This is a genomic window from Ruegeria sp. CDSA141 (assembly GCF_059612005.1).
Genome location: NZ_JBXWPT010000004.1, coordinates 50521 through 64034 on the forward strand (window position 1 = coordinate 50521; position 13514 = coordinate 64034).

Genomic DNA, 13514 nt, shown 5'->3' on the forward strand with positions numbered 1-13514 from the left:
GAGTTTGGCTGATGCCTCGAACAAGGAAAGGGCGGGCGAGGGGCCCGCCCTTTCCTGTAATGGTCTCACCCTCGTCAGGTGACGTGGTTCGACCGGTTGTAGACGTTGAACTTGCCGGTCGGGGCGTAAAGCCCATCGATGCGGCCGATCTCTTCCAGCGTCTTCGCGTCGAAGATCACGATCTGACCATTTGGTTCTTTCGAGTCCGACAGGTTCCACTTGGAAACCCAAACCTCTGTGCCGTCGGCGTTGAATTCGAAGTGAACAGCGGCGCTGCCTTCGTCTTCAGTGATCTGGATCGTTTTCACGATCTCGCCGGTTTCTTTCGAAATGACCTGCACGGATTGCTGCACTTCCGGTTCCGGATGCTTGGTCTGGTCAGCCCAGATGTAATCCGAGTTCGGGTGGGTGCGGACGAACAGGCCGGGGCCGTCGGTTTCCACTTCGTAGCAGACTTTCCAGGCGTCATCCGGACGGTTTTCAGGATCGTTACCCCATACGGTCACAGTACCGACACCAAGGTGGGTTGTGCCGGCCACAGGCCCACAGTTCGGGTCGACCCAGTTGGCGCCCGGACCCGGGTGCGGCAATGCGGCTGTGTCGATCATCGCCTCAAGCTTGTGGGTCTCGGTATCAACGACCACCATTTTGTTCGACGCGTTTGCGGCGATCTGGAAATACCGGCCGGTCGGGTCAAAGAACCCGTCATGCAGGAATTTGGCGCTGTCGATTTTGTCGATCCGAAGGTTGTCCAGATCGGTGTAGTCGACCTGCCACAACTGTCCCAGCTCTTTAACGGCAACGATCCAGGTGGGTTCGTTCGGCGTGGTGTAGATGGCGGCCACACGGGCTTCTTCCACATACTCGCCGTCAACGTTCACGCCACGGGTCGATACGACCTTGAGCGGTTCCATGGTCTGGGCATCAACGATTGCAAAGTGCGGCGGCCAGTAGCCACCACCGATGACGTATTTGCCATCGCCGGACACGGCGACATCGCGGGCGTCATAGGCAATCTTGACCTCGGATACCAACATCTTGTCCGGCGTCTGCCAGAGGTCGATCTTGGTCATCTTGCCGTCGCGGCCCATGGTGTACCAGAAGCGCCCGGGCTGTTCCGGCTCTTCCAGCGCGTGGTGCTCGGATGCTTTGAGAACATGCACCGCATAGCCGGTCGGGATGTGGGTCAGGACCTCTTTAGTGTCACCGTCAATCACGGCCACCTTGCCTACGTCACGTTCGATGACGACAAAGAAGTTTTCCCAGTTACGACCGTGCAGCGGCTCGGTCGGATAGTCCTCTTCTTCGACGTAAACCTTGCGGGTCGCCATCATCTGTTCCAGCGACATTTCAGGTGGCTTTGGCGGCTCCATCATGATGTAGGTCGCCATGTCCTTGATTTCCTGCTCGGTCATGATGTCCGAGAAGTTGTTCATTCCGCCTTCGGTACCCCAGGCGATAATCTTTTCAAGGCGTTCCTGCCCCAGTTGCAGGGTGCCGCCTTCGGTTACCGTGCCGTCGGCTGCGGTCTTTTTCCAGTGGGGTTCCAGGTTTTTACCTGTGGCACCCTTGCGCAGCACACCGTGGCAGCCTGCGCATTGTTCGAAATAGAGCTGCTTAGACGATTCAAAGACTTCTTCGCTCAAAGTTGGCTCTTCGGCGAAAGTCGGAGCAGCGACGCTGCCCAACAACATTGCCAATCCGACCCCAAAGGCGCGGCCGGGTTTGTTGTAGCTGATTCCAAGTGACATGATCACTCTCCATATGCGTGGTGAGGCGCTGCTGAGAGTGAAGCATCACGAGGATGTCATCCTTGACCAAAGTCAACGGGAAAGGTGCAGACTGAGCGCTTTGGACAGAAAACTCAGGTCAAAACCCCTCAATAAATCTTGTGTTTTTACCGCATCTTTAAGCCTTGTCTTGATTTCGGTTAAGGGCGCCGCGTCGTGAAGGAACTACACATTGCTCAACGGCGGGAAAAGCTATGGAGAGCAGGCATGACAGCTGTAATCGCACGTGTTTTCAGTGAAGGGTTTCGGGTCTTTTTCCTCTCGGCGGGTCTTTATGGTGTGTTTGCAGGGGTCGCGTGGGGCGTGTGGTTGGCGTCGCTGGACGGGCTGATGCCTCACATGGAACAAAGCTACGCCATGCCCCCGGTCATGTGGCACGCTCATGAGATGATTTTTGGATATGCAACGGCCGCTCTGGGCGGCTTCTTTCTGACCGCCGTGCCGAACTGGACTGGTGCGCCCGAGGCGCGGGCCCGTTTTATCACGCTAGTCGCATTGATCTGGATGGCCGGGCGCCTGACGGTCTGGTTTTCCGGAGCGTTGTCACCCATGGTCGTCGCGATCGTGGACCTGAGTTTTGTTCCCATTCTGGCGCTGAAGATTGCCAGTCAACTGGTCCGTCGGCCCAAGCCTCAGAATGTGGTGTTTCTGTATCTTCTGATTCTGGTTCTGGCCTCGAATGTAATGGTTCACTTGGAATGGATGGGGGTCACGGTGGATACACTGAACACCGGCATCCGGGCCGGACTTTTGACCTTGTGTTCGATGATTGCGATCCTGGGCGGCCGGATTACGCCAGCTTTTACCCGCAATGCAATGAAGAGAGCTGGTCAACCCGAAGCATCGTGGCCGGTATCTGTGGCCTGGTTGGACAGGGCGACGATGATTCTGGCACTGCTGCTGCCCCTGCTTGTGCTTGCACTTGATGTCGGGCCTCTTGCGGGAAGCGTTGCCCTGTCGATGGGTGGTGTTCAAATGATGCGCATGGCGCGTTGGAGAACCGGATGGGCTTTGCGTCAACCGATCCTGATCGCCCTGCATCTGGGCCTCGGGATGCTGGCCTTGGGTCTGATTCTTTGGGGGTTGGCAGCCATTGGAATGGGAAATGAGATCGGCGCGCTCCACGTTCTGGGCATCGGTTGCGTTGGCGGCATGACCCTTGCCGTCATGAGCCGCGCCGCCTTGGGCCACAGCGGTCGTCCCCTTGTCGCGCCAAAGCCCATGGTGATTGCCTATGGCTTGATGGCGGTTGCTGCGCTTGTGCGTTGGCTGGGGTCCGGACTGGCGGGAGGTTACATGACAGCGATGTTGACCGCGGACGGGTTTTGGATCGCCGCAACAGGACTGTACCTGTTTGCCATGTGGCCTGCCCTGACTGGCCCCCGTGCCGTGAAACAAACCTGAAGCTTGTAAAGACTGAACTTATCTTCCAGCGATCAGAGGCCGCTCGTTTTTGATATGGCGACGGATCAGCGCACGGGCACGTTTCCCTTTATCCGGTATCCGTCGTGCGGCCGGCGGAACGAAATTGCGCTGACCCAATTCAGGGAACAGTTCAAGAATTTCTGACCGTGCGTCAGAGTGAACACTGGACAGGGCCTGCGCGCCGGTGAGCAGGCTTTCGGAAGGTGCGCCTTCTGCATAGATGATTTCATGACGGTCGAACAAAAGATGGACATAGGTCACCGCACAAGTGTCCTCGGCGACCGAAATGCCAGGAACGCCCACAAGAATGTGTGCAGGAACAAGAACTTCTTCGGCGCCGAACATTCTGACGGCAATCGGGGACCGGACCAGCATACGGTGTTGCGGTGACACGAACAGATCGCGCTGGGGCAACTGATCGCCCAGTGAACCGGCCTCGATCCGGATGGGCTTCAGCCTCAGACGGGTGCGAAGCGCCGCTTGGTCCAGATGTCGCGTGCCAATCCAACGTATGTGTTGCGGCCCATTGTCTGCGGTCAAAACGACATCGCCAACTTTCAGATCCTCGACCGGTGTTGGACCGGTCGGGGCCATGATCCGTGTTCCCGCCACAAAGCACGGTACATCGACAATCGCGGAGGGATCCGTAGTGTCAGGGGCGTTGGTCGGAGTAACGTTCGAAGCCTGGAACGTATAGGTCAGACCCGGAACCAGAGGCTCGGACGTGATGTAGCCAACCAATGTGCCTTCAACTTCGACCCGAAACACGTCAATCGTTCCGCCCGCTGGATTGGTCAGGGAGTAGGATTCTTCAAGGTAGATGTCTCCGTCGGCAAAAGTAGTCGATCCGTCCAGGTTGGTCACCACACCAGTTTGCGTGGCGTCGTCACCGTTTTCGTTATTGAAGCGGTCACCATTGAACACAGTGCCAGTATCGGGCAGAGGGTTCGCCCCGTTCAGGATCGTTCCGCCAGCTGCATCGGTGACATCAAATACACGACGGTCTGTTGCGGGATCGAAATTGGGGTCAAGCGTAATGAAGTCGGGGCCAAAATTAAAATCGACCGTAATGACCCCGGGGGCGTAACCAATATAGGAATAGTTTGCCATACTCGTACCTTTTAACCATTGGCGCTACCGAGGCACCGGAAATCTTACCCACAGTAAGGAAAGTGCGCTGACTCTCCTTCCTTTCATACCGCTTGGCAAAAACTTGCGTCAATTTAAAGGCCATACAATGGAGAGAGCACTCAAAAAAGCAATGCTGTTCGCAAATTGATTGGCAGATCTTTTTCTCCTGACGATCAGCGGGTCCAAATCGCTCTATTCTGAACCGTCCGGTTGATCTCGTGACAGGCCTTGACTTTCGTTAAGGCATCGCCGGCTCCCGCCCGGCATGTTGCTCTCACTAGCTAATCTGCGCAAAGGAGAGCGCGATGCGAGACGTCATGACAAAGAGCATGGCCCGCAATATTTTTTATGGCGGGTCACTGTTCTTCATTCTCATCTTTTTGGCCCTTTCGGCCCACTCCCACTGGTATATCGTCAATTCCGAAAATGCCGCGAAACTCGATGATAGTGTGGTTCGGGGTAAACATGTCTGGGAAAAACACGCCTGTGTGAACTGTCATTCGATTCTGGGTGAAGGGGCCTACTTTGCCCCCGAAGTCGGCAACGTGATGACACGCTGGGGCGTGCTGGACGACCCGGAATCAGCCTTTGAATCCCTTAAGGGCTGGATGGAAGCACAACCGACCGGCATTCCCGGTCGTCGACAAATGCCCAATTTCAACCTCAGCGACGAAGAAATCCGTGACCTGACCAACTTCCTGATCTGGACGGACAATATCGACGCACAGGGCTGGCCGCCCAACGAGGCAGGCTGAGAAAGGGAACGGAGCAATGAAATACGAATCCCAAAAAATCGCCTATGCCTACTTTGCGGTAGCCATGGCGTTGTTCGCGATACAGGTGATTGGCGGTCTTCTGGCCGGTTTCATCTATGTATTCCCCAATTTCCTGAGTGAGCTTCTGCCGTTCAACATCGTGCGGATGCTGCACACCAACTCACTGATCGTCTGGCTGATTCTGGGCTTCTTCGGTGCGGCCTACTTCCTGATCCCGGAAGAGGCGGAACGCGAGATCCACTCACCCAAGCTGGCCTATCTGCAGCTGATCATCCTTGTGGTCGGCACATTGGGGGTGGTCGTGACCTATGTCTTCAACCTGTTCGAAGGCAACTGGCTGCTGGGCAAAGAGGGGCGCGAGTTCCTTGAACAACCCAAATGGGTCAAGGCGGGCATCGTCGTGGCCGCGCTGATCTTCCTTTACAACGTATCGATGACCGTTCTGAAAGGCAAAAAGACCGCGATTACCAACATCCTGTTGTTGGGGCTGTGGGGTCTGGCGCTGCTGTTCCTGTTTGCCTTCTACAACCCGGGCAACCTTTCACTCGACAAACAATACTGGTGGTATGTCGTCCATCTGTGGGTCGAAGGTGTGTGGGAACTGATCATGGCCTCGATCCTGGCCTACTTGATGCTGAAGCTGACCGGTGTTGACCGTGAGGTGGTCGAAAAATGGCTCTATGTCATCGTCGCTGCCGCGCTGTTCTCGGGCATCCTCGGCACCGGCCACCACTACTACTGGATCGGTACGCCTGCATACTGGCAGTGGATCGGGTCGATCTTCTCCAGCCTCGAGGTGATCCCGTTCTTCGCGATGATGGCCTTTGCCTTCGTCATGGTCTGGAAGGGTCGTCGGGACCACCCCAACAAGGCCGCGCTGCTGTGGTCGCTGGGCTGTGCCACGCTGGCGTTCTTCGGCGCCGGTGTCTGGGGCTTCCTGCACACGCTGCACGGGGTGAACTACTACACCCACGGTACGCAGATCACCGCGGCACACGGGCACCTGGCCTTCTACGGAGCCTATGTCTGCCTCAATCTGGCTATCTTCAGCTACGCGATGCCGATCCTCAAGAACCGTGATCCCTATAATCAGGTTCTGAATATGGGTTCGTTCTGGCTGATGACCAGCGGCATGGTCTTCATGACCTTCGTCCTGACCTTCGGTGGAACCGTGCAGACGCACATGCAGCGTGTGGTCGGTGACTACTTCATGGACGTGCAAGACCAAATCGCGATCTTCTACTGGATGCGTCTTGGCTCCGGTGTGGTCGTGGTTCTTGGAGCGTTGCTGTTCATCTACTCGATCTGGGTTCCCCGGAAAGAGGTCATTGAACCCGGCGCAGCCGAAACCCCTGCGGAGTGATGGATATGGATGGCTCCATGAACCTGAAAGAGGGGGCGGCAAACGCCCCCTTCTACCTCGCCCAAGGTGATGAATGCGATGTGTTCACCGCCGCCTACAACAACGACCTGCCGGTCTTGCTGAAAGGACCGACGGGCTGCGGCAAGACCCGGTTTGTAGCCCATATGGCTGCGAAACTTGGCCGCCCGCTCTATACCGTGGCGTGCCACGACGATCTCGCCGCCGCCGACCTGATCGGACGCTATCTACTGAAGGGCGGAGAAACCGTTTGGGTCGATGGCCCCCTGACCCGCGCGGTGCGCGAAGGCGCGATCTGCTATCTTGACGAGGTTGTCGAAGCCCGCAAGGACGTCACTGTCGTTCTGCACCCACTGACCGACGACCGGCGCATCTTGCCGATCGACCGAACCAGCGAAGAACTTGAGGCCGCGCCCGGTTTCATGCTGGTGGCTTCGTACAACCCCGGCTACCAGAACATCCTGAAAACCCTCAAACCCTCGACCCGGCAACGGTTCATCTCGTTGGAATTCGACTTTCCCTCGCCCGAGTTGGAGGCCGAGGTGGTCGCGGAGGAAAGCGGCCTGCCGCTGGAACGCTGCAAGCCGCTGGTGCGGCTGGCGGGAAAGTTGCGCGGGCTCAAGGGTCAGGACCTCGAGGAAGGTGTATCCACCCGGCTGGTCGTCTATGCTGCGACGCTGATCGCGCAGGGCATGTCCACCGACCGCGCCATCCTTGCCGCCATGATCGAACCTCTCACCGACGACGAGGATATCAAACGCGGGCTCCTCGATCTTGTCACCGCCGTCTTTGGGTGAGGCCGGCGATGGTCAGGATCGACTTTGAGCCATGGGAACCCGAAGAAACGATCGGGAAACTGTGGCACACCCTTGCCAGCCGCCTCGATGCACCCCAGGTGCATGTTGGAGCCGCGGTCGACCTTTCTGAGGTCGCGGGGCGGCTGGCAGTCCTCTTTCGGGGGCTCGGGGGTAGTCCGGGCGTTGAATTGCGCCCGGTCTCACCCGAGGTTTCGCGTCACCGCCTGAGTTGGCGCCGCAAACTTGCAACCGAAGTGGAATTGATGTCGCGCGCCTCGTTTGATGGAGAGGTTTTGCGCCTGCCCGACCGTCTGGCCGTATTCCCGGCGCGCGAAGCTAATGGCGCGCTCTATGTCTGGTTGGCCGCCGCCGCTGCCCATGCCGGAACCCGAATTGATGAAGACGATCCACTGCTTGCCGACCTGCGTGCCTTGATTGCCGCCCGGCACATGGTCGAGGCGACTTTGGACGACGCGCCTGGCTTGCGTCGGCTTTATACCGAACTTTGCAAGGGCGTGCTGTATCAGCGCGACATCCCCAGTCTGCCGCCTGCCGAGGCTGCGGTCGAAGAACTGATCCGTCATATGCTGGGCGATCCCAAACCCTTGTCGGATCAGGCCGAGCAACTTCTGGCACTTGACGACGACCTGATCGCTCCGCGCGGCTATCAGCCGATGCGCCATGTTCCCCTGTGGCCGGAATTGCGGGCGGTTGGGTTTTCGGAACACAACGAGGTTGAAAACCCCGATACTGAAGGCCCGCCAGAGGAATCCGGCGAAAAGACACACCGCGCCCGGCGCCGCAAATCAGATCAGGCCGAGCGCAGCGACAGTTTCATTCTGCACAAGTTCGAAGCCATCCTTAGCTGGGCCGAATTCCTGAATATCAACCGTCGAATCGATGACGACGATCCCGACAACGCCAAGAAGGCGGCTGACGATCAGGAAGAGATCGGTCTTGGCCAGATTTCAAAAGCGCCACCTACCAAGTTGAAGCTTCACCTTGATTTGGCGCCCGAGGACGTCAACCGCGAACGTCTGTCAGGTCGCATTCTATATCCCGAATGGGATGTGCGGACGGGTCAGTATCTGCCGGATCATGTGAACGTTCTGCTTTCGGATGCCGATATCCGCGACGATGCCGCCGAGTTTGGCAAGGATCCGGCAACTGCACGCCGTATTCGTGCCGTCAAGCGCCAATTCGAGGCGCTGCGCCCGGGGCGTGTGATGACTCGGGGCCATCTGGACGGAGACCAGCTGGATGTGGAAGCCGCCGTTCGGGCGCAGGTTGACCGCTGCGCAAATGGTGAAGGGACGGAACGCGTCTGGATGCAATCCCGTCCCGAGGCCCGTGATCTGGCGGTCTCGATCCTGCTGGACGTCAGCCGCTCGACTGAAAGCGCCGTCACTGGTCGCGCCGTGATCGATATCGAACGCGAGGCGCTGGCCGCATTGGCCTGGGGCCTGAACGCTTGTGGTGACGATTTCGCCATTCATGCGTTTAGTTCCCTCAAGCGTCAGCGCGTCTATGTGCAGTGTTGCAAACGGTTTGACGAGCAGATGGGAACCAAAGTTGAACAGCGCATCGCGTCGCTGCGCCCCGGACATTACACAAGGTTGGGCGCGGCAATCCGGCACTGTTCAGCAGATCTGGCAAGCCAGTCCCGCAAGCGCCGATTGCTGCTGGTCATAACGGACGGTAAACCAAACGATCTGGATCACTACGAGGGGCGCCACGGCATCGAAGACACCTGCATGGCCGTCCGTGAGGCGCGTCGGGCCGGACAGTCAGTGTTCGGCGTCACCATCGATAGAACAGGCAAAAGCTGGTTTCCGCGGATGTTCGGGCAGGGTGGTTTCGCGGTCATTCCTGATCCGCATCGCCTGACCATGGCGCTGCCGCAAATCTACCGCCAGTTGGTCGGCGCATGAGTGATGCCTCTCTGATCGACGAACTACCGGGCGAGTTCCTGATGTGGGTTCTCATCATTTCGGAGCTGCTGGTTTTTGGCGCGGGGATGATCGCCTTCATGGGCGTGCGCCTGACCGATCCGGCTGGTTTTGCAGAGGCGCAGTCGCATCTGCATCGCACCGGCGCGGCATTGAACACAGCGGTTTTGGTGACATCTGGCTATCTGGCTGCACAGGCGTTGCAATGGCGGCGAAACATGCAGCGTTCGCTGGCCCGTTTGGCGTTGATCCTTGCCGCGCTTCTGGGTGTCGTGTTCCTGATCATCAAGGGTACGGAGTATGCCGACAAGGCGTCCCAGGGGATTGGTTACGAAACGCACCCATTCTTTCTGTTTTATTACTTGCTGACCGGCTTTCATGCTGCGCACGTACTAGCCGGGGTTGGAATTCTGTTGCTGGTGGCGTGGCGTGATGACCCTGGCAACATAGAAGCTGGCGCGCAATTCTGGCACATGGTCGACCTGATCTGGATCATGCTGTTCCCAGTGATCTATCTGCTGGGATAAAACAGATGGTCCAACCTTCATCTTTGGCCAAAAATTCCCGCCAGAGGTCGCTGAGCCCCCTGAACCAAGCGTGGCTTGGGCTGTTGGCCCTCAGCGCTGGATCTGCGCTGCTTACTCTGATTGGCGCGCCAACCGCAGTCATTGCTGGCGGTATCGTGTTGTTGGCGTTGATCAAAGCTCGCGTGATCCTGAAACACTACTTGGATTTGGAGAACAGCCAAAGCTGGCTGCGCGGGTTCACTATGGTACTGGTGGGTTTTTCCGCAGTGATTTTTGCGCTCTATCTGGTCTGAGGCAAAAAAATGCCGCCCCGAGAGGCGGCAGTATTCAAGCAAAGGGGGCCTTGGTTACTGAGCGGCCTGTGGTATCCGCGCAATCTGACAGCGTTGCCACAGCGCCGACAAGGCACCAACCAGATGATCAATATCCTCATCCGTGTGAACCGGGGACGGCGTGATCCGTAAGCGTTCGGTTCCTTTAGGAACAGTGGGATAGTTGATCGGCTGGATGTAGATGCCGAATTCTTCAAGAAGCGTATCCGAGATAAACTTGCACTTCACCGGGTCTCCTACCATCACCGGGATGATATGGCTGGGGTTCGGCAGATGCGGAATTCCTTCCGCATCCAGACGGGCGCGCACCTGATCCACACGGGCTTTTTGCAGATCACGCTCTGCGCTTGACTGCTTCAGATGCCGGATAGATGCTGCAGCACCAGCTGCGATCGAAGGCGGCAAGGCAGTGGTGAAGATGAAGCCGCTGGCAAAGCTGCGAACGAAATCACACAGAGCTGCCGACGCTGCGATGTACCCACCAACCACGCCAAAGGCCTTGCCCAACGTACCTTCAATCACGGTCAGGCGATCCATCAGGCCCTCGCGCTCGGCAATGCCACCGCCGCGTGGGCCATAGAGGCCGACGGCGTGAACTTCGTCCAGATAGGTCATCGCGCCGTATTTGTCGGCCAGGTCGCAGATTTCCTTGATCGGCGCGATATCACCATCCATGGAATACACGGATTCAAAGGCGATCATCTTGGGCGCGTTCGGGTCTGCGGCGGCCAGCTTGGCCTCCAGGTCTTCAAGGTCGTTATGTTTCCAGATTACCTTCTGCGCCCGTGAGTGGCGGATGCCTTCGATCATCGAGGCATGGTTCAGCGCATCAGAGAAAACAATCAGACCGGGGATCTTCGCAGCCAGCGTCCCCAGAGCGGCCCAGTTTGACACGTAGCCCGAGGTGAACAGCAAAGCGGACTCTTTGTCGTGGAGGTCTGCCAATTCTGTCTCAAGCAAGACGTGGTCGTGCGTAGTGCCCGAAATATTCCGCGTCCCGCCTGCACCGGCACCACAACGCTCCAGCGCATCGTGCATGGCGTTGATGACCGATGCGTGTTGCCCCATACCCAAGTAGTCATTCGAGCACCAGATGCGTACATCCCGCTGGATTGCTCCATCGGTCTGGCGTGCATTCGGGAAAGCTCCGCGGCGTCGCTGCAAGTCGATGAAAACCCGATAGTTCCCTTCATCTTTCAAAGCGTCGAGGCTCTGGCTGAAAAATCGCTCGAAATCCATCTGACATGCTCCCCGGATAACTGGCTGTGAACCGACCCTAGGGCAGCGATGGGCGCCACGACATGACAATTGTCAAGTTGATCTTCAAGAAAAAGGCTGGCCCTGGCACGCCGGCTTTGGCATAGCAGGGCATTGGGGATGATTACCCGGGCCATCGCCCGGACTGGATGAAGAAGGGAGTGCCTTCATGCCACACGAGGCACAAAAGGCGATTGCGCGGCAGTCTCTGCTTCTGCGCAGCCTGCCGGATCAGCATGTGGATACTTTGCTGAGGCAGGCGATTTGGCGGCAGTATGACCGTGGCGAGACGATCTTTCTGCAAGAGGAAGAAGCCAAGGCTGTAAACGTCGTGCTGGCCGGATGGGTCAAGCTGTTCCGTATCTCTCCGACCGGGGCGGAGGCGGTGGTGAGCGTTTTCACCCGTGGAGAAAGCTTTGGTGAGGCCGTTGCGCTGCGCAATGTGCCATATCCCGTTTCAGCCGAAGCCGTTTCAGCCTGTGAAGTGATGCACATCCCCAGCCCGGTGCTGTTGTCACTGATGAAGGAAGACCCGGAAATCGGGGTGTCAATTCTGGCTGCCACGTTCACGCATCTGCATGCTCTGGTGTCCCAGCTGGAGCAATTGAAGGCGCAGACCGGGGCGCAACGTGTTGCAGAGTTTCTGTTGAACCTGTGCGATCGGGATTCCGGTCAGTGCGAGGTGGAACTGCCTTACGACAAGATGCTGATCGCCGGACGTCTGGGAATGAAGCCTGAAAGCCTGAGCCGCGCGTTTTCGCGATTGAAACCTGTTGGCGTCAAGATCGACAGGAACCACGCGGATATCGCTGACATGGATGACTTGCGAAACTACGCTGAAAGCGATCCGAGTGAGAAGTGAATTTCCACCGGCGGCCAAGTCCATCGAAATTGTAGTTTCGCGGAATACATAGAATCCAAAGCTGGCACCGTTCAAATGGGGGCTTCTCAGTCAAGCGCTTTTGCGCGCGATCAGCCTTTTGGCTTGATCAGTTGTCTTCCGCGCTGGCAGTGTCCTCTTTATCTTTGTCAGCAGTGCCAACCATCGGCACGAGTCGCTTGCATGAATGTGAAGGGGCACAGGGTTTATGATTGACGAGGCGCTTTCAAGCTTTCCCCGCGCGAAGTTGATGACATCGGTCACCCCGGTAGAACGGCTTGAGCGTCTTTCTGACCAACTGGGGCTGGATCTGTGGATCAAACGAGACGACCTGACCGGGCTCAGCTTCGGTGGCAACAAGACCCGTCAGCTGGAATTTTATTTGGGTGAGGCACTTCAGCAGAGGGCCGACACCATCCTGATCACGGGCGCGGTTCAATCCAATTTTGTACGCACGGCAGCCGCAGCCTCAGCAAAACTGGGAATATCGTCCATCCTTCAACTGGAAGAACGTGTGGCGAATATGGGAGAATGCTACCATCGATCCGGAAATGTTCTTCTGGCCCAGCTTCTGGGAGCCGAACATATGAGCTACCCCAGGGGTGAGGACGAGGCAGGTGCCGACAACGCTCTTCACGAACGCGCCGACCAACTGGTTGCTGAGGGGCGAAAACCGTATGTGATCCATCTGGGCGTCGATCACCCTCCGTTGGGGGCGTTGGGTTATGTGGCAGGGGCAGCCGAGTTGCATGCGCAGATCAGCGATTTCGACGCAGCGGTGGTGCCGTCTGGCAGCGGGTCTACCCATGGGGGGTTCCTGGCCGGATTGCGTTTGGTCGGGCAGTCTGCACCTGTTTACGGCATATGCGTTCGCCGCGATCAGAACCAGCAGAAAGCGCGTCTGCAAAAGGTCTTGGGGCGATTGGCAACCATGATGGGTTTCGACCCTGTTTTGGTTACGGGAGACATCTATACTTGGGACGGCGCCCTGGCACCTGGATATGGGCGGATTGGTCGGGCAGCCCGCGAAGCACTGACCCTCATGGCGCGCGCTGAGGGCATCCTTCTGGATCCCGTTTATTCTGCCAAAACCTTTGCAGGGCTTTTAGGGTTGCTTGAACAAGGCGTCATCCGCAAAGGCCAGAAAGTAGTTCTGCTGCACACAGGCGGCCAACCGGCGTTGTTTGGATATCAGGATGAGTTGCAATCGAGTTGATGCAACTACCTGTTGAGCGCCCTTACTTTCAGGGCGATGGGATGGACGGAAGG

General features: G+C 57.6%; 12 protein-coding genes. 9 read left to right on the forward strand and 3 right to left on the reverse strand.

The features are described from left to right. Positions 1–74: 74 nt before the first annotated feature. Positions 75–1751, reverse strand: a complete 1677-nt coding sequence (locus AC2FLP_RS08230) for a cytochrome D1 domain-containing protein (protein ID WP_117873461.1) — start codon at positions 1749–1751, stop codon at positions 75–77. A gap of 246 nt (positions 1752–1997) precedes the next feature. On the opposite strand from AC2FLP_RS08230, the gene AC2FLP_RS08235 reads away from it, so the two are divergent. Then, positions 1998–3194 (forward strand): NnrS family protein, encoded by a 1197-nt coding sequence (locus AC2FLP_RS08235; RefSeq protein WP_496683073.1) that lies wholly within the window; start codon positions 1998–2000, stop codon positions 3192–3194. A gap of 18 nt (positions 3195–3212) precedes the next feature. On the opposite strand, the gene AC2FLP_RS08240 is transcribed toward AC2FLP_RS08235, so the two are convergent. After that, complete coding sequence (locus AC2FLP_RS08240; RefSeq protein WP_496683070.1) at positions 3213–4325, reverse strand: Hint domain-containing protein; 1113 nt, start codon at positions 4323–4325, stop codon at positions 3213–3215. A gap of 326 nt (positions 4326–4651) precedes the next feature. Here AC2FLP_RS08240 and AC2FLP_RS08245 point away from each other — a divergent pair, with 326 nt between their 5' ends. From AC2FLP_RS08245 to AC2FLP_RS08270, 6 genes are read left to right on the forward strand one after another with little or no spacing between them, the layout of a single operon-like run. After that, a complete protein-coding gene (locus tag AC2FLP_RS08245; protein ID WP_117873455.1) occupies positions 4652–5101 on the forward strand; it encodes a c-type cytochrome in 450 nt (149 codons plus the stop codon). Positions 5102–5117: 16 nt separating this feature from the next. Continuing rightward, positions 5118–6485, forward strand: coding sequence for a cbb3-type cytochrome c oxidase subunit I (locus tag AC2FLP_RS08250; RefSeq protein WP_171169762.1), 1368 nt, complete (start codon positions 5118–5120; stop codon positions 6483–6485). A gap of 5 nt (positions 6486–6490) precedes the next feature. Then, positions 6491–7300 carry a CbbQ/NirQ/NorQ/GpvN family protein gene (locus tag AC2FLP_RS08255; RefSeq protein WP_496670860.1) on the forward strand — a complete coding sequence of 270 codons (810 nt, stop codon included), beginning with the start codon at positions 6491–6493 and terminating at the stop codon, positions 7298–7300. An 8-nt stretch (positions 7301–7308) separates the two neighbouring features. Then, positions 7309–9231: a nitric oxide reductase activation protein NorD gene (locus AC2FLP_RS08260; protein WP_496683065.1), complete on the forward strand. Its 1923-nt coding sequence runs from the start codon at positions 7309–7311 to the stop codon at positions 9229–9231. Further along, the gene (locus AC2FLP_RS08265; RefSeq protein ID WP_117873446.1) at positions 9228–9776 is read left to right on the forward strand and encodes a cytochrome c oxidase subunit 3; all 549 of its coding nucleotides are present in this window, start codon (positions 9228–9230) and stop codon (positions 9774–9776) included. The genes AC2FLP_RS08260 and AC2FLP_RS08265 overlap by 4 nt, the downstream gene beginning before the upstream one ends. Before the next feature lie 5 nt (positions 9777–9781). Beyond that, positions 9782–10069, forward strand: a complete 288-nt coding sequence (locus AC2FLP_RS08270) for a cytochrome C oxidase subunit IV family protein (RefSeq protein WP_496683063.1) — start codon at positions 9782–9784, stop codon at positions 10067–10069. Between the two features lie 54 nt (positions 10070–10123). Here AC2FLP_RS08270 and hemA read toward each other — a convergent pair whose 3' ends face one another. Then, entirely contained in the window at positions 10124–11347 is a 1224-nt protein-coding gene (gene hemA, locus AC2FLP_RS08275) for a 5-aminolevulinate synthase (protein ID WP_496683061.1), read from the reverse strand. Positions 11348–11534: 187 nt separating this feature from the next. Between hemA and AC2FLP_RS08280 the strand changes: the two genes are divergently transcribed. Then, a complete protein-coding gene (locus tag AC2FLP_RS08280; RefSeq protein WP_496683058.1) occupies positions 11535–12227 on the forward strand; it encodes a Crp/Fnr family transcriptional regulator in 693 nt (230 codons plus the stop codon). 226 nt (positions 12228–12453) lie between these two features. After that, a complete protein-coding gene (locus AC2FLP_RS08285; protein WP_117873438.1) occupies positions 12454–13461 on the forward strand; it encodes a D-cysteine desulfhydrase family protein in 1008 nt (335 codons plus the stop codon). Positions 13462–13514 lie beyond the last annotated feature (53 nt).